The 17,557-nt window shown below is 33.2% G+C and carries 14 protein-coding genes; 8 read left to right on the top strand and 6 right to left on the bottom strand.

Annotated features, from left to right (window positions below; translation table 11 throughout):
• Positions 1-182: 182 nt before the first annotated feature.
• Both ACRHNM_RS08295 and ytxJ read right to left on the bottom strand, forming a co-directional pair.
• Entirely contained in the window at positions 183-3,473 is a 3,291-nt protein-coding gene (locus ACRHNM_RS08295) for a tetratricopeptide repeat protein (protein WP_431135517.1), read from the bottom strand.
• 219 nt (positions 3,474-3,692) lie between these two features.
• A complete protein-coding gene (gene ytxJ / locus ACRHNM_RS08290) occupies positions 3,693-4,076 on the bottom strand; it encodes a bacillithiol system redox-active protein YtxJ (RefSeq protein WP_431135655.1) in 384 nt (127 codons plus the stop codon).
• A gap of 202 nt (positions 4,077-4,278) precedes the next feature.
• On the opposite strand from ytxJ, the gene clpB reads away from it, so the two are divergent.
• Both clpB and ACRHNM_RS08280 read left to right on the top strand, forming a co-directional pair.
• Positions 4,279-6,888, top strand: a complete 2,610-nt coding sequence (clpB, locus tag ACRHNM_RS08285; RefSeq protein ID WP_431135515.1) for an ATP-dependent chaperone ClpB — start codon at positions 4,279-4,281, stop codon at positions 6,886-6,888.
• Between the two features lie 153 nt (positions 6,889-7,041).
• A complete protein-coding gene (locus ACRHNM_RS08280; protein WP_431135513.1) occupies positions 7,042-7,446 on the top strand; it encodes a hypothetical protein in 405 nt (134 codons plus the stop codon).
• A 58-nt stretch (positions 7,447-7,504) separates the two neighbouring features.
• Here the strand turns inward: ACRHNM_RS08280 and ACRHNM_RS08275 are convergent, their stop codons facing one another.
• Positions 7,505-8,122 carry an OmpW/AlkL family protein gene (locus ACRHNM_RS08275; protein WP_431135511.1) on the bottom strand — a complete coding sequence of 206 codons (618 nt, stop codon included), beginning with the start codon at positions 8,120-8,122 and terminating at the stop codon, positions 7,505-7,507.
• Between the two features lie 423 nt (positions 8,123-8,545).
• Between ACRHNM_RS08275 and deoC the strand changes: the two genes are divergently transcribed.
• The 3 genes from deoC to ACRHNM_RS08260 all read left to right on the top strand — a co-directional run bounded on the left by deoC (position 8,546) and on the right by ACRHNM_RS08260 (position 10,514).
• Positions 8,546-9,202 carry a deoxyribose-phosphate aldolase gene (deoC, locus tag ACRHNM_RS08270; protein WP_431135509.1) on the top strand — a complete coding sequence of 219 codons (657 nt, stop codon included), beginning with the start codon at positions 8,546-8,548 and terminating at the stop codon, positions 9,200-9,202.
• Positions 9,203-9,234: 32 nt separating this feature from the next.
• Positions 9,235-9,933, top strand: a complete 699-nt coding sequence (gene deoD / locus ACRHNM_RS08265) for a purine-nucleoside phosphorylase (RefSeq protein ID WP_431135507.1) — start codon at positions 9,235-9,237, stop codon at positions 9,931-9,933.
• 71 nt (positions 9,934-10,004) lie between these two features.
• The gene (locus ACRHNM_RS08260; protein ID WP_431135505.1) at positions 10,005-10,514 is read left to right on the top strand and encodes a phosphoglycerate mutase family protein; all 510 of its coding nucleotides are present in this window, start codon (positions 10,005-10,007) and stop codon (positions 10,512-10,514) included.
• Here ACRHNM_RS08260 and ACRHNM_RS08255 read toward each other — a convergent pair.
• Positions 10,507-11,253 (bottom strand): DUF6503 family protein, encoded by a 747-nt coding sequence (locus tag ACRHNM_RS08255; protein ID WP_431135503.1) that lies wholly within the window; start codon positions 11,251-11,253, stop codon positions 10,507-10,509. The two genes, ACRHNM_RS08260 and ACRHNM_RS08255, sit on opposite strands and share 8 nt — an antisense overlap.
• Positions 11,254-11,375: 122 nt before the next feature.
• On the opposite strand from ACRHNM_RS08255, the gene smpB reads away from it, so the two are divergent.
• Entirely contained in the window at positions 11,376-11,834 is a 459-nt protein-coding gene (gene smpB / locus ACRHNM_RS08250; protein ID WP_431135501.1) for an SsrA-binding protein SmpB, read from the top strand.
• A 164-nt stretch (positions 11,835-11,998) separates the two neighbouring features.
• On the top strand, positions 11,999-14,467 hold the full coding sequence (locus tag ACRHNM_RS08245) for a DUF5686 and carboxypeptidase regulatory-like domain-containing protein (RefSeq protein ID WP_431135499.1): 2,469 nt from the start codon (positions 11,999-12,001) through the stop codon (positions 14,465-14,467).
• Between the two features lie 2 nt (positions 14,468-14,469).
• Here ACRHNM_RS08245 and ACRHNM_RS08240 read toward each other — a convergent pair whose 3' ends face one another.
• Positions 14,470-15,750, bottom strand: coding sequence for a T9SS type A sorting domain-containing protein (locus tag ACRHNM_RS08240; RefSeq protein ID WP_431135497.1), 1,281 nt, complete (start codon positions 15,748-15,750; stop codon positions 14,470-14,472).
• Between the two features lie 2 nt (positions 15,751-15,752).
• Entirely contained in the window at positions 15,753-16,394 is a 642-nt protein-coding gene (locus ACRHNM_RS08235; protein WP_431135495.1) for a protein-L-isoaspartate(D-aspartate) O-methyltransferase, read from the bottom strand.
• Between the two features lie 156 nt (positions 16,395-16,550).
• On the opposite strand from ACRHNM_RS08235, the gene ACRHNM_RS08230 reads away from it, so the two are divergent.
• Positions 16,551-17,513, top strand: coding sequence for a Gfo/Idh/MocA family protein (locus tag ACRHNM_RS08230; RefSeq protein ID WP_431135493.1), 963 nt, complete (start codon positions 16,551-16,553; stop codon positions 17,511-17,513).
• Positions 17,514-17,557: the final 44 nt, after the last annotated feature.

The following is a 17,557-nucleotide window of genomic DNA, read 5'->3' as shown; positions in this document are numbered from 1 at the left end:
AATGATTAAGCATTTAGTAAATGGGACTCGTGCTATTAATTAATATATTTAAATCGAAAAAAAATTTCAAAAATCACATAAGGGATTCTAAATATATTAAATTAAACTGTGGTTACAAAGTAACAAGGAGTATTTCACCTACCTTAATTACATCTTTCATTTACAAGCAGATAGAATACACTCTACTCGAACAAAACAAAAGCTGCCCATTTTAATGGTTCATCATTGTATTTTTCTTGCATGGTACGCTGTGCAACGGTAAACGCTTTTCTTACCTGTTTATCTTTGACCCAGTTTTCATAGAACAAGTTCATAAATTCAGCTGTTTCTGCATCAGGCACTTGCCACAAACTCATTACAATAATATCTACTCCTGCCATTTTAAAAGCACGCTGTAAACCATAAACACCTTCACTACCATCAATATCACCTAATCCTGTTTCACAAGCGCTGAGTACGACAATATCTGTTTGAGACAAGTCTATATGAGAGATTTCCATGGCTGACAATATACCATCATCTATTTCATTTGGATTACTCCCGTTTTTCCATGCATAATTAGCACCAGCCAATATTAATCCGGAACGTAATAAAGGGTCTTCAGCCAACCTATATTGGTCTTCTGTACTTAAACTGAATTGGTTTGCATGATTTGTTTCTAAGTTTTCATAAAAAAAGCCATGTGTAGCAATATGAATTACATGAGGTGAATTTCCACTTAACCTTTTTAAATTAGTTTCTGTTGCTTCATTTCCTGAAAGCACAAGGTAATCTTTCTGATATCTATTGAATATGGATTGTAAATTATTAATTTCGGCTAAAGTACCTTCCAAATATGTCCAAGTTTCACCTCTGCTTCGTGTTGCTTTTGTATTTCTTAAAACTTCAGTATCTAAATAGGCATAATCTGAATTTAAATTTGTTTTCGACGTTGCTTCAACATATTCATAATCGATTCCACCGATAAATAAAGCACTGTCAGTAGCTGGTTCAGTAGGCTTACTTGCTAAAATTGCTGTACTACTTAATTGTACTAAATTATAGACTTGACCAATAGAAAAGTCATTGGTTTTTGCAATGGCAGCAAATTGAATCTGGTTTAAGAGTCCGCTTGGCGAAAAGTATATTGTGTTGTGATCTTTAGTATAGTTTTCGATAGGACTCCATATTAAATCATATAAATATTGCGAAGTGTATAGTTGATTTGGATTTGAACTTTTGAGAATAGATTCTAACTTGTTTTGCTCAAATAAAGGGATCATTTTTGGAAACTTCCAATGGCGTTTATAAATGTATGCTACGTACATAATGCTATCGGTCAATTTATTCTTATTTGTATATTTAAAATTTGAAAACTCAATGGCAATTTCATCTTTTTTCAATTGTTTTTGTGATGACTTCCAGTCTTTAGTCAGGTCTAATTGGTTACTAAAATGTGAGCTATATAATTTCACTAACTGTGCTTCTTCAGTATTAATAACAGCTTTTAAACTGTCTGTATCTATCTCACGTTCTAATAGAGACTGACTTAATACTTTAGTCAATCGTCGCTTTAAAATATTGTAGTTATCAATTTTTTGCTGAATATCAGTATCATTTAAGGTTTGCAACTGACTTAAGACATCTTTAGAGTTATTGAGTAGCAAGCCTTTCAACATTAACTGGTTATTTAAATTCAGAGCATTCCAAGAATCCATTTCATCACCTGCAGAAATAGGAACGGATTGCATATCATCAAAATTTTTAGTTACAATTTTCAAAAATGCTTTTTTTTCGATTTCACTTCTAAACTTAAAGATTTTATCCAGTTGTTTAATTGTGACTTCATTAGTGATTTCCATCAAACGAAAGGCTTCATCATAATTCCCTAAACCTACATGAGTATCACTTAAACTTTTAAGCATTTTACCGTAATCTGGATGATCATTTCCTAATTTAAGTTTTAAGTTTTCTGTAGAATTTAACAACAATGGTAAAGCCTCTTCATAACGACCTAAACTGTTGTAAGCTATTGCTAAATTGTATTGCCTGTTGTAATACGCTTCGGTATCACGTCTTGAATTGTCTTCTGCCAGTCTTAGATTATTCTTCATCAAGGTAAGAGCTTCATTGCTTTGTCCTAATATCAATAATGTCCTGGCATAATCATTTAAGTAATATCCATATTTAGGGTGATTCTCATCAAAATTATTTAAAAAATTATCTAAAGCTTCTTTAAAATAAGTTTTTGCTTCTGGAAAATTTCCTAGAGTGTAATGCAACTTACCAATATTATTGACGAGTCTGCCATACAAAGGATGGGATGTTCCATATTTTTCTTCAATCGCTGATTTAGATAACGCATAGGTTTCCAGAGCTTTTTGCATTTCGCCAAGTTTGACATATATAAATGCTAAATTTTGAAGTCTTGTGCCATAACTAGAATGTGTAGACGTTGTTTTACTAATTCCAATTTGAGTGAAAAACAAAGCTTTTTCATAATCTCCCATTCTGTCATAAGCTTGCCCTAAATTATTATGAATAGTGGCTTGTGCAGAATGCGTTTCACTTAGTATTCCTTGAATTTCATTTAAGATTGGTATTTCCTTCTGATATTCACCTACTTCGTGGTATAAATTTGACAAGGCTATTAAAGCTCCTGCATAATTGATAGATTTTTTGCCAATGCTATCATATAATGCTAAAGCTTCTTTTTGCATGTCAATAGCTTTATCGTACTCTCCTGTTTCTGTATAAATTTGAGCTAGATTAGTTCTAGCCGAAGCATACTCAGAACTTTTAACACCAGTTACATTCTTGATAATATCCAACCCTTCTCTGGCAGAACTTACCGCTTGCTTGTACTGTCCTTTCTTTTTATAAACGATGCTTAAACTTGAAAGTGTCGTGCCATAATCTAAATGCGTTTTGCTTTCAACATGGTCAATAATCCTTAGACTTTCAATTATCGTTTTTTCTGCTTTGTCATAATTGCCCTCAATTCTGTAAATACTTCCAACACGACTTAAACCATTTGCGTAAACAAGTGTTTGTGTTTGATTATTAATTTTTAAGGCCTGTAATGCGCCTTTATAGTGTTGAAGTGCCTTTGAATATTGAGATTCTATGTCATAAACATTTCCCAGGAATTTAGCTTTTTCAACATAATCAAGAGATGTCGTATCTTCAGAAACCTCGATAGCATGCTCTATTAATGAAATGGTTTGTGCATTAATCTTCAATGCAAAAAAAGTCTGACCTAAATAAAATGCTGTATTTCCTTTTTCGGCTTTATTTACTTCAGAGAATTGATCAGATATTGTAATGGCATTAATAAATGCTGTTTTAGCATTCTCAAAATCTTTAGACTCAAAGGCTTTTATACCTTCACTATAACTGATTTGCCATGAATCATAAGCGTCATCTTGAGCTTGAACAAAAGTGACAAATAGAAAACACAAACAATAAAATTGTATACAAAATGATTTGGTCATTGTTAGAATGATTAATAACTTAATTAATCATAACAATTGTAAACTAAAACGAAGATAGAGTTGGTATACTGTTTTGTAAATACGAGATGCCACTTACAAGTTTAAAAGTACAGCATTAAAATAAGTAAACCAAATCTGATAAATGACTTGTTTGTTATATAATGTAAGACTTTATTTCTATTAATAAGTTCATGTGTAGCACTCAAGTTCTAATAAAATTCATTCAAACCGTTCCAAATCGAGATCATTAATTGCTCCATGGGACGCGTGAGCAACTGTTGTCCCATTTTTGATAATGAGTAATTGTGGTGATTGATGCATCACTTGAAACTTGTAACCAACCTCGTTAGACACATCGCGATAACTCAGTAAATCTAAATAGTACAAATCTAAATTCGCATCTAAATCATACATGCTCACAAACTGATTCATGACCATGCTACTAATTCCGCAGCGCGTCGAATGTTTAAATATAACTTGCGTTTTGGTTTTTGAGCGCTCTTCTATCTCATCCAATTGAGATACTTTGGTTAAAGGCTGCCAAGGCAATAATTTTTCTTCCTTTGGTTCATCTGAACCGAATATGTTTTTTAAAAATCCCATAATTGTTTTTATTCTGAAGGTTATATTCACCTATTTTAACCCTTTAAGTCGTATCTTTAATTCAATCTTACAACTGACGAAAAGTCACGTTATCTTACACAAAATCAGCCATATTGTCGTTTGCTTTTAAAATAATCTGATTGGTAAGGTTCTTGACATAATGCTATCGTAAAATACTAATAAAAAACAAGACTATATACATATGAATTTTAATAATTATACCATAAAATCTCAAGAAGCAATTCAGCAGGCACAACAACTTGCTCAAAGCTTAGGGCATCAACAAATAGAAAATGAGCACATCATAAAAGCCATTTTTGAAGTTGATGAAAACGTATTACCATTTATACTAAAAAAGTTAAATGTCAATATGGACGTTTTAAAATTAGCATTGGATAAGCAACTTGAAAGTTTTGCAAAAGTCTCTGGAGGTGATTTAATGCTCTCTCGTGATGCTAGTAAAACACTTAACGAAGCATCTATCATTGCAAAAAAGATGAATGATGATTATGTTTCTATTGAGCATTTGATTCTCGCTATTTTTAAATCTAACAGCAAAATAGCTCAAATGTTAAAAGATCAAGGCGTCAACGAAAAAGACCTTAAAGCTGCTATTGAAGAGCTTCGTAAAGGTGACCGAGTTACATCCCAAAGTCAGGAGGATACTTACAATTCTCTTAATAAGTATGCAAAAAATTTAAATCAGTTGGCTAAAGATGGCAAACTTGATCCTGTAATTGGTCGTGATGAGGAAATAAGACGCATTCTTCAAATCTTATCTCGAAGAACAAAAAATAATCCCATACTTGTAGGCGAACCTGGAACTGGAAAAACAGCAATTGCCGAAGGTTTAGCTCATCGAATTATCGATGGTGACATTCCTGAAAATCTCGTGAACAAACAAATTTATGCCTTAGACATGGGAGCTCTTATTGCTGGTGCAAAATATAAAGGTGAATTTGAAGAACGACTAAAAGCAGTCATTAAAGAAGTTACAACTAGCGAAGGAGACATTGTCTTATTTATAGATGAAATCCACACACTGGTTGGTGCAGGTGGCGGACAAGGAGCTATGGATGCAGCAAATATTTTAAAACCTGCATTAGCTCGTGGAGAACTTCGTGCAATTGGTGCTACAACACTTGATGAATACCAAAAATATTTTGAAAAAGACAAAGCTCTAGAACGTCGTTTCCAAAAAGTTATGGTCGATGAACCAGACACAGAAAGCGCTATTTCTATCTTGCGAGGAATTAAAGAAAAATACGAAACACATCATAAAGTTCGTATTAAAGACGAAGCTATTATTGGAGCTGTAGAATTGTCTGAGCGCTATATTACAAATCGCTTTCTTCCAGATAAAGCCATTGACCTAATGGACGAAGCGGCTTCTAAATTGCGTATGGAAATCAATTCAAAACCTGAAGAATTAGATGTTCTCGATCGAAAAATTATGCAGCTTGAAATTGAAATAGAAGCTATTAAACGAGAAAAAGATGAAGTAAAGCTTAAATCATTACGCTCTGACTTAGCAAATTTAAAAGAAGAACGTAACGAACTTAATGCCAAGTGGAAAAGTGAAAAGGAAGTTGTCGATAATATTCAAACAACAAAATCAAATATTGAAGACTATAAACTTGAAGCAGAACGTGCAGAACGAGAAGGCGACTATGGTAAAGTAGCAGAAATCCGATACGGAAAAATCAAGGAAGCTCAAGAAGCTCTTGAGAAATACCAGAGCGAACTTAGAGAAAATCAGTCTGGAAACTCTCTTATCAAAGAGGAAGTTACTTATGATGATATTGCTGAAGTTGTTGCAAAATGGACAGGTATTCCAGTCACTAAAATGCTACAAAGTGAACGTGATAAGCTTTTAAAACTAGAAGAAGAACTGCACAAACGTGTGGTCGGACAAGAAGAGGCCATTATTGCTGTTAGTGACGCTGTAAGACGCTCAAGAGCAGGTTTACAAAATCCACAAAAACCAGTAGGAACCTTTTTATTCCTGGGAACTACAGGTGTAGGTAAAACTGAATTGGCAAAAGCCTTGGCTGAATATTTATTTGATGATGAAAATGCCATGACACGAATTGATATGAGCGAATATCAGGAACGTCATAGTGTGAGTCGATTAGTTGGTGCTCCTCCTGGATATGTTGGCTATGATGAAGGCGGACAGCTAACTGAGGCTGTTAGACGCAAACCGTATTCAGTCGTGTTACTCGATGAAATTGAAAAAGCCCATCCTGATACTTTCAATATTTTATTACAAGTCCTAGATGAAGGACGATTAACAGATAACAAAGGTCGTGTTGCAGATTTTAAAAACACCATTATTATTATGACTTCTAATATGGGAAGCCATATCATACAAGAACGTTTTGAGGCCACTAAAGATATTGATTCCGCCATGGAAGCTGCCAAAGTTGACGTCTTAGCCTTATTAAAACAAAGTGTGCGTCCCGAGTTTTTAAACCGAATTGATGACACCATCATGTTTACACCTTTAACCAGAGCTGATATTAAAGCTATTGTTGGTTTGCAATTAAAAGGTGTACAAAAAATGATTGCAAAACAAGGCATTACATTTGATGCAACTCCAGAAGCTGTAGAGTATTTAGCAAACAAAGGTTATAATCCAGAATATGGCGCAAGACCTGTAAAAAGAGTCATTCAAAAAGAAGTCTTAAACGCTTTAAGTAAAGAGATTCTATCCGGAAACATCTCAACAGACAGCATCATTTTACTAGATGCATTTGATGATAAACTGGTCTTTAGGAATGAAGCGAGTTTTGTATCAGAAGAAATTTAAAATCTACTGTAACAAAACCTTCAAATAACAGTCTTTTAAGTGGTTGGTTAGTGGAAAAGCAGCGTGAATTTTAGAAATAAAATGAGCGTTGCTTTTCATTTTAAGAAGCATTTTTTGTATATTATTATATACTAATCAAAAAAAATATGGATTATGGGAATGTTCCACTATTATGATATTGGTCATGCTGAAGTATTTGTGTTTGACGACTTTTTAATCAAACAAGTAAAAGAAGGTGTTACTATTGATATGGAGAAGGTTGATGATTTCAGACACATCTTAAATAAACATTTTGATAATAAAAACATGGCCTATATCTCTAATAGAGTCACTTCGTATTCTGTTAACCCGTTAGTTTACAAAGAAGCTGAGAAAATATCTAACATGGTGGCAATAGCAATCATTCCTGCAAATGATAAAATGAGAACAAGCGTTGAATATGAAAGTCAGTTTTATGATAAACCTTTTGGTATTTTTGATAATTTAACCGAAGCCATTAAATGGATTCATAAAATTATTGAAAGTGAAAACGCCCAACTAAATATTGAAACCATATAAAAAAACGAGCTTGATTAAGCTCGTTTTTAGGTTAAAATAATTAAAATTTAGGTTCAGGTTAAAACTTCATTCCAACTCCAAAACCAATGATTAACGGATCAATTCCTACTTTTGAACTTTCAGTTGCACCTTTTGGTGTGACATCTGTTTCAAGAAATAATTTTTTAACATCAAGGTTTAAAAACCATTTTTCGTTCAAATTATAATCTAAACCAGCTTGCAAAGAAAACCCAACTGTACTGTCATAATCAATATCGTCTAAATCTCCAGCATCTACACCATAAAAAATAGTATAATTGATACCTGCACCAACATAAGGTTTAAAATCTCCTGTATAAAAATGATATTGTAAATTCAATGTTGGAGGCAATAACCAGACATGCCCAAGATCTGCTCCATCTTCAAGTTCAACTTCATGTTTTGTAGTTCCTAATATTAACTCTGCAGCAATGTTTTTATTAAAAAAATATGTAAAGTCAAATTCAGGTGCAAAAGAGGTTGAAATATCCACATCTGCTCCAACGATGTCATCACTAGGCGAAGGAATTACCGAAAGAACTCTAAAACGAATCTGCCACTTACTGAAATCATCATTTGACATTGTGTTATCGTCCTGTGCTTGAGCATTAAAAACAAATAAACAAGCTAAAATTGTACTAAAAATTAGTTTTTTCATGATATGTTTGATTTAATATTTGACACAAAAATATAACACATACCTGCATGAAATGATGACAAAAGTCATAGTATGGTAATTATGATTTTAACAGATTTAATTCATTCATTTTATTTATAAAAATAAGAGCTTATAAGAAACATATGAGAATGAAGTTGACATAAAAAGCTACCAGAAAAAACTCATTAATCTGAAATAACACAACTTCCTTTTTACGAATTAGTTATAATATTAAGTTGAAATTATTCGACGAACTGCACAATAAAAGTAGAGATTTAACATTAGTATTAACATATAAATATTAACTTTGAATCCGCTATTAATTCCAACACAACTTAAGACAATTAAAAAAATTTGTCCAAGTAAATCCCTCTACTTGTAGAGAGTTATTAAGTCATTTTCAAATACCTACTAAAGAATACCATGGAATTAAATACTTATATAGACCATACTTTACTAAAGTCTACGGCCACAGAACGAGATATCATTGACCTTTGTAATGAAGCTAAAAAGCACAAGTTTTTTTCTGTTTGCATCAACAGTAGTTACATCCCACTTGCAAAACAATTATTAAAAGGATCTTCCGTAAAGATTTGTACTGTAGTTGGTTTTCCATTGGGAGCAACGTCAACAGACACCAAAGCTTTTGAAGCTAAACAAGCTGTTGAAGCAGGTGCTCAAGAAATCGATATGGTCATTAACATTGGTTTTTTAAAGAGCAAAAACTACGTTGAAGTTTTTAAAGATATCAGTGAGGTTAAACTCGCTATTGGAAGAATCCCTTTAAAAGTCATTATTGAAATTAGTGAACTATCTAAAAACGACATTGTTAAAGCATGCGAAATTTGTTTAGATGCAAAAGCTGATTTTGTAAAAACATCAACCGGATTTTCTAAAAGTGGCGCAACACTTACTGCTGTTAAAATCATGAAAAAAACAGTTAAAAACCGAGCAAAGATTAAAGCTTCTGGTGGTATTGGCGATTTAGAAACCGCTCAAAAATACATTGATATTGGTGTCGACAGGATAGGGACTTCAAAAGGTGTTGCTATTGTTTCAGAACAAATGTCTGAAGCTTAAATATATTAGTTCATTTTTTTTATCTTTAACGCATGAGTGTACACATTGAAGCCAAAAAAGGCGACATAGCCGAAACGATTTTATTACCTGGAGATCCTTTACGAGCAAAATGGATTGCTGAAACATTTTTTGAAAACCCAAAATGCTTTAACAAGGTTAGAGGCATGCTTGGCTATACTGGTACTTTTAAAGGTAAGCCTATTTCTGTAATGGGTACAGGAATGGGAGTTCCCAGCATTTCGATATACACACATGAACTTATAACCGAATATGGTGTAAAAAACTTGATTCGAGTTGGTAGTGCTGGCTCATATCAAAAAAATGTGAAAGTTAGAGATATTGTTTTAGCCATGGCTGCATCTTCAAATTCTGGTATAAACAACTCAAGATTTGATGGTGCTTACTATGCTCCTACTGCTAACTTTGAATTATTCATAAAAGCTGTTGAGGTTGCTAAACAAAAAAATATTCCAATAAAAGCAGGTAATGTGTTATCTTCTGATGAATTTTATGAAGACGACAGCAATTCCTATAAAAAATGGTCAAAATTTGATGTGTTATGTGTTGAGATGGAAGCTGCAGGACTTTATACTGTTGCTGCAAAACACGATGTTAAAGCACTTGCCATACTTACCATTTCAGATTCATTAGTTACAGGTGAACACACGACCAGCAAAGAACGTGAAACCACATTTAAAAGCATGATTGACATTGCTTTAGAGCTGGCATAATTTAAAACTTTAACACGCCTTTTTGATTCCAAAAAATAGAGTTTCATATCTTTACTCAAACACCTGACTAAATGAAATATGTTTTAATACTCGCCTTTGCTTTTAGTTTTATTACACCAGTAAACGCTCAGGAGTCAATAAACTCTTCAATAACGACCTACTATCTTATAAGACATGCTGAAAAAGATAGAAGTGATAAAAACGAAAGAAATCCTAAATTAAAAGAACAAGGAATTGAACGTGCTGAAAAATGGAGCAACGTTTTTGAACACATCAATTTTGACGCTGTATACTCAACCAACTACAACAGAACAATAGCCACCGCAACTCCAACAGCAAAGGCTAAAGCGCTTGAAATCACATTATACGATCCAACAAATTTATATTCTGAAGAATTCGCTGAAGCTACCTTTGGCAAAACGGTTTTAATTGTCGGTCACAGCAATACAACTCCAGCGTTTGCTAATGCTATTTTAGGCAAAGAAAAATATGCAGACATGGACGATCGTGATAATGGCAGTTTATTTATTGTTACCATTTATGAAGACCATAAAATCGATCAGGTCTTAAAAATCAATTAACACTTATATTTTCTAATTCTATTTTTGATAAGAGTTTTAATTGTCCGTTTTCAAACAATTCAGGCAAATCTGAAAGTGCTACTGAAGCTTCATCTGGTTTATAATTGTTATAATCAACAAATCGAATATCATTGATATAACGTTCATTATACGCTTCTCTAAAACGAAATCCCTTCCCATCAACTTCATTATATGAATAAGCCAGGTAATCTACCTTATAGGTATCTTGTTGAACCCAGTACAAAAACACGTCTTCATAATCTTCTCCTCCTCCTTCTTGATCAAATGTGACTTTAATTGTGTAATACATTTGCCCTTTAATTAACACATCTTGTAAACGTGCTTTATTTACAGCCTTATCATTCAAGCCATAAGGCAATACGGAGAAATAATGTACTGAATTTACAGATGCGGCATATTTTGTTTTCATAGAGTCTTCAACAAAAACAGCTTCATTATCATTTATATAACGCTCAAAAGCATCATTTGTTAAAACATCGAAAATTGAATCTTTATCTGCTTCAATAGTAAGACGTTTTAATAAAAATTTTCCGTTTTTTCTATCTGCATAATAGTATTTATTCCTAAAATTAAAACCAATCGTTGAAGACGCAACCTTATCACTTCCAGACACTTTCATAGATTCATTAACGATAAATGCTGCTGATAGTTTTTCAGCTTTTTCATTTTTACAATTCAGAATAAAAAAAGAAACAACGATTAAAAGAGTATATTTCATTTATGCATAGCTTTTAGGTATATCATTTTAAGTCGCAAAGGTACATATTCAATTACACTTAAATAAAAACTTATAACTTTCAAACTTTTTACTTTTAACTATAAAAACTACCTTTGTCATATATGCAAAAACCAGTAAACATAAAGAACAAAAAAGCAAAGTTTGAGTACGAGATTCTCGATACTTACACTGCTGGTATTGTTTTAACTGGTACCGAAATTAAATCCATTCGAGATAGTAAAGCTTCTATTGCTGAAGGATTTTGTGAGTTTAATGATAACGGCGAATTATTTGTAATAAATATGACCATTCAGGAATATATGTATGGTAATTATTACAACCACAAACCCAAAGCCGAACGTAAATTACTGCTTAACAAGCGTGAACTCAAAAAACTCGAAAAAGAAGTCAATATTAAAGGTAATGCAATCATTCCGTTGCGATTATTTATAAATGAAAGAGGCTTAGCTAAACTAGACATTGCCTTAGGAAAAGGTAAAAAGCTATATGATAAGCGTGATACCATTAAAGATCGTGATAATAAGAGAAATTTAGATCGTATTAAAAAAATCTATAAATAACATTTCCTTTCGGCTCCATAAATGTTACAAAACATTTAACAATTACATTAGTTTTATTTATGATTGTTTAACAAACGAGGTTTATTAAAATGTCTATGTTTGACGTTCAAGGCAACCTTTTCTATTAAAAGTACGTCTATATAATAAGACCATCAATCAACCCTATGAAACAACAATTACTCTCTACACTTTTATTTCTGTATGTATGCATTTCTTATTCACAAATAAGAGGAACGGTTACAGATACAAAAAACAATCCTTTACCATTCGTTAATATTTTTATTGAAAACACCTACAAAGGTACAACCAGCAATGAAGATGGCAATTATGAGCTCAACATCACTGAACCAGAAACCTATACGGTAGTTTTTCAATTTTTAGGCTATAAAACGGTAAAAAAAACAGTTTCTATTGAATCGTTTCCTTATAACCTTAATGCTACTTTAGATGATGAAGAAATCTCACTAAACGAGGTGGTAATTACTACTGGAGAAAATCCTGCAAACTCTATTATTAGACAAGCCATAGCCAAGCGTAAAGAAAACCTTGAAAAAATTCAGAGTTATAAAGCCGATTTCTATTCTCGTGGATTGATTCGGATTAAAGATGCTCCTGAAAAAATTCTCGGACAAGAGATTGGCGATCTTGGTGGAGGTTTAGATTCTACGCGAAGTGGTGTGATTTATTTATCTGAAACCATCTCTAAACTTGAGTTTTTAAGACCTAACAAACTCAAAGAAAAAATTGTAGCTTCCAAAGTGAGTGGTGATGACAAAGGATTTAGTTTTAATAATGCTATTGATGTTGAGTTCGATTTATATAATAATACCATCGAACTTGGTAATCAAATCATCTCTCCTATTGCTGATAATGCTTTTGGGTATTACCGTTATACTTTAGAAGGCGTTTTTTATGACGACAGAGGACATTTAATCAATAAAATTAAAGCGACACCTCGTCGTAAAAATGATCCTGTTTTTGAAGGGTTTATCTACATTGTTGAAGATCAATGGACAATTTATGCAGCCGAATTAGATATTACTGGTATACAAGCGCGAATTCCAGCAGTTGATAAAGTTACCATTACTCAAAGTTATGCCTTTACAGAGCAGAATGCCATCTGGACTAAAATGTCTCAAAATATTGATTTTAAATATGGCTTGTTTGGGATTAAAGGCGATGGACGATTCACTGCTGTTTACAGTAATTATAACATCAATCCTGGCCTAACACGCAAAGATTTTAGCAGAGAAATTGTATCTTTTGCTGATGAAGCTAATAAAAAAGATGCTCTGTTTTGGACCTCTGTAAGACCTGTTCCTTTAACTGAAGAAGAGATTACAGATTATATTAAAAAAGATAGTATTCAAATTGTAAAAGACTCCAAAGTTTATAAAGATTCTGTTGACCGTGTTAACAATGCCTTCAAAATTGGTGACATCATTGGTGGCTACACTTATAACAACACGTATGAAAACTGGAGTATTGGTACTACATCTCCTATTCAAGCCATAAGTTTTAACACTGTTCAAGGCTGGAATGGAAATGTTGGAGGATTTTACAGAAAAAGTTTTGATGATTTCAAACGTTTTCTTTCTGTAAACGGAAACATTAATTATGGGTTTAGTGACAATCGTTTAAGAGGCACTTTAGCTGCCACCTATAAATTCAATAATACGTCCAGACCTTTTTTAACAATTTCTGGAGGAATTGAGGCAACACAGTTTAATGCTGCAGAACCTATTTCAAGGCTAGAAAACACCGTTGCTTCTTTATTTTTTGAAGACAATTATATGAAGCTTTACGATCGTAGCTTTGTTCAGGCTAGTTTTTCTGAAGAGCTATTTAACGGATTCAGATTGTACTCCACGTTAAGTTACGAAAGAAGAAAAGCACTGTTCAACACTACCGATCAGGTACTTTTTCCTGAAGATGATGACATATACACCAGTAATAATCCTTTAAGTGAATCTGCTTATGGTATTACTCCTTTTGAAACTCATAATATTTTAAAACTAAATGTGTTGGCTCGTATTAATTTCGGACAAGAATATTTGAGTTATCCTGATAGCAAACTAAACATTACTAAAGACAAGTATCCTACACTATTGGTTGGTTATGAAAAAGGGTTAGGAGCTACTTTTGACGACTATAATTTTGATCAGATAAAAGCAGGACTTTATCAGTCATTTAACCTATCAAATAAAGGACGGTTTAGCTATAACATCAGAGCTGGAAAATTCTTTAGTGCAGATGACATTTCGTTTGTCGACTTTCAACATTTTAGCGGTAACCAAATTCATATCAGTCAGAAAGGAAACTACACAGAGGTCTTTAATAATCTAGGATATTACGATTTAAGTACAAATGATTCGTATTTAGAAATGCATGCTGAACATGATTTTAACGGATTTATTCTGAGCAGAATTCCATTAATAAATAAACTTAATTTCAATTTAGTCCTTGGTGCTCATGCCTTAGCAACTCCAGATTTCAAACCCTATCAGGAATACACTATCGGTTTAGATAATATTGGTTGGGGAAAATGGCGTTTTCTAAGAATAGATTATGTGCGTTCTTACCAAAGTGGGTTTACCAGTGATGCCATTGTATTTGGGTTGAAATTCTTTTAACACTAATCTTTCACCAACTTAAACGTTTCCTGTAATCCTTCAGAATAAATCCTTAAAAAGTATAATCCTGTAGCCAGAATAGAGGTATCAATTTGTGATTGATTTTTAAATTGAGCAACTCGCTTTCCAAAGCCATCATAAAGCATCACATCAAAATTTACCAACTGAGATTGTATTGTTAGACTATTACGAAAAGGATTTGGTCCTACAGAAACTTCTAAAATTTCATTTTCACTAATACTTAAAGCGCTACATAAAGGATTTGTAGAAGTGCTTGTAGAAAATGTTCCATTGTTAATAGTCCAATTTCCCCAACTACCTCCAGAACCGCTCGTGTAATCATTGAGATCGAAAAAATTCTCACCTGTTTGAGTACCAGGAACTGTGTATACTTTTATGGCTTCTCCATCTCTGTTCCAGGTCAACGGTTGACCTTCAACACAAGTTTCTGGCCAATAGGTGAAATTATTACAATTGGCAAACACAAAATAGGCAAACTCATCGTAATTAGGATAATCACCATAAACATTAGCTTCACCAAACTCATTAATACATACTGCAGTATATTCATTACAAGCTATCCCAAAAGATGCCAATCCGTTGTCTGTTGCATAACGCGCTAAAAATGCTGCATGACGCGCTCTTCGATCTGGATCGTCATAATGTGTATCTGTGATCACATGCTCTAAAAAAGGAATGTCTAAAAAATCGTTATAACCCAAAGTCATTCTGTTGTGATATGGATTTGACAATGCTTGAGCATTAGTAACGGTTCCATTTTCAGCAGAAAAATACGCGCTACCTAAAATTGCCATTCCAGCACTTGTACCACCAATCACTCCGCGTTTATTATTTATAAAATTATTCAGAACCTCTTCCATAGCATTATCTTTAAAATAACTCACGTAATCAAATTGATCTCCTCCAGCAAACCAAATGGCTTCAGCATTTGCAACTTTTTCAAGTACATACGAATTTGTCGCTCCAGCTTCATTATTAATAACAAATGTGGTCACCGAATTTATAGAAACACCCAAATCAGAATAAAAATAATCATTATAACCATCACTTCCAGACGCTCTTAAAACCACAACATCTCCACCATCAGCTTTGTTTAAAAACCAAGTCATAGCGTTATCATTTTCGCTGGCTCCTCCCATCATACAAATTCCAAACTCATGGTTAGTCGTAACATCTGACGAACTACCAGTGGCATATTCTGTATAATTTTGAGCACTTAAAAATTGAGTCAACAAGGCAAATAGAAACGTGATGTATTTCATAATTAGTTTTTATCTTCTAGTAAAGGTACGAATCTAAATTCGCCATACTCGTGTTGTTCAAACTCTTTAGGACCTTTTCTTATAAACAACGTCATGACCTGAACCTCATCACCAACCGGAATCACTAACCTACCTCCTATTTTTAACTGGCTTAATAGTGGCTTCGGAACAAAAGGAGCTCCTGCTGTTACGATGATACTATCAAAAGGCGCTTCATCTTCTAAGCCAATGTAACCATCACCAAAAATGAGTTTCTTTGCTCTGTATCCTAATTTAGGCAAAAACTTACTGGTCTTTTTATAGAGTTCGTGCTGACGTTCAATACTATAAACCTTAGCACCTAACACACATAAAACTGCAGTTTGGTAACCGCTTCCAGTTCCTATTTCTAAAACTTTATCATCTGGTGTGATTTGTAATAATTCCGTTTGAAAAGCAACGGTGTAAGGCTGTGAAATGGTTTGATCTGCAGCAATTGGAAACGCCTTATCCTGATAAGCGTGATCAAGAAATCCAGAGTCCATAAATAAATGTCTTGGTATTTTACCAATAGCGTCTAATACCTTTTCATCGCTAATTCCTTTAGCTTTTACAGTAGCGACAAGTTGTTGCCGAAGGCCTTGATGTTTAAATGTGTCTTTCAAAGTAGTGAGGTTTACTAGGTAAAAATAATTGAAACATTTTTATACTGAAAGTTAAATCTCATCGAATTATCAACGACACAATTTCAGACATTATTTATTGTGAAATTCGCATAAATAAACTTTGAAAAATCTTATTTTTGTTGAAAACGTAAAACAATGCTAAAAGCTGGTGTTCTTGGTGCTGGTCACCTAGGTAAAATTCATTTAAGACTTCTTAATCAATCTGAAAAATATGACCTTGTTGGGTTTTATGATGCAGATGAAACAAATGCAAAAAAAGTAGTAGAGGAATTTGGATATACTTACTTTAATACTATTGAAGGGCTTATTGATGCTGTCGATATGGTAGATATTGTCACGCCAACATTATCTCATTACGATTGTGCTAAAAAGGCAATTGCAAAAGGAAAACATATTTTTATAGAAAAGCCCATTACAAATACGGTTGAAGAAGCCGAACACATTCGAGAACTTTTAGCTCAACACGATATTCGTGGACAGGTTGGGCATGTAGAGCGATTTAATCCAGCCTTTATTGCTGTAAGAAATCAAATCAACAACCCAATGTTTATTGAAACACATCGTCTAGCAGAATTTAACCCTCGTGGTACAGATGTTCCTGTCGTTTTAGATTTGATGATTCATGATATTGATATCATTTTAAGTGTTGTAAAATCTAAAGTAAAACATGTTTCTGCAAGCGGTGTTTCGGTTATTAGCGACACACCAGATATTGCCAATGCTCGTATAGAATTTGAAAATGGATGCGTGGCCAACTTAACAGCAAGCCGTATTTCGTTAAAAAACATGCGTAAAACTCGTTTTTTTCAGAAGGATGCCTACATCTCTGTAGATTTTCTAGAAAAAAAATGTGAAGTCGTTAAAATGAAAGATGCTCCTGAACAGCCTGGAGATTTTGATATGATTCTTCAAAATGCTGAAGGCATCAAAAAGCAAATTTATTTCGACAATCCTGATGTAGCCAATAACAATGCTATTTTAGATGAATTAGAAACCTTTGCAGATGCTATCAATAACAATACAACTCCAGTTGTAACACTTCATGATGGTACTGAAGCCTTACGTGTTGCAACTATGATTATAAATCAATTTAAATAATAAACATAACTCTAGTTTCCTTTTACTGGAAACAAAAAAACAAA

The sequence above is a fragment of the Psychroserpens mesophilus genome (assembly GCF_050617655.1).
Lineage (GTDB): Bacteria > Bacteroidota > Bacteroidia > Flavobacteriales > Flavobacteriaceae > Psychroserpens > Psychroserpens mesophilus_A.
Note: the sequence above shows the minus strand (reverse complement) of the source record. Positions and strands in the feature narration are given on the sequence as shown.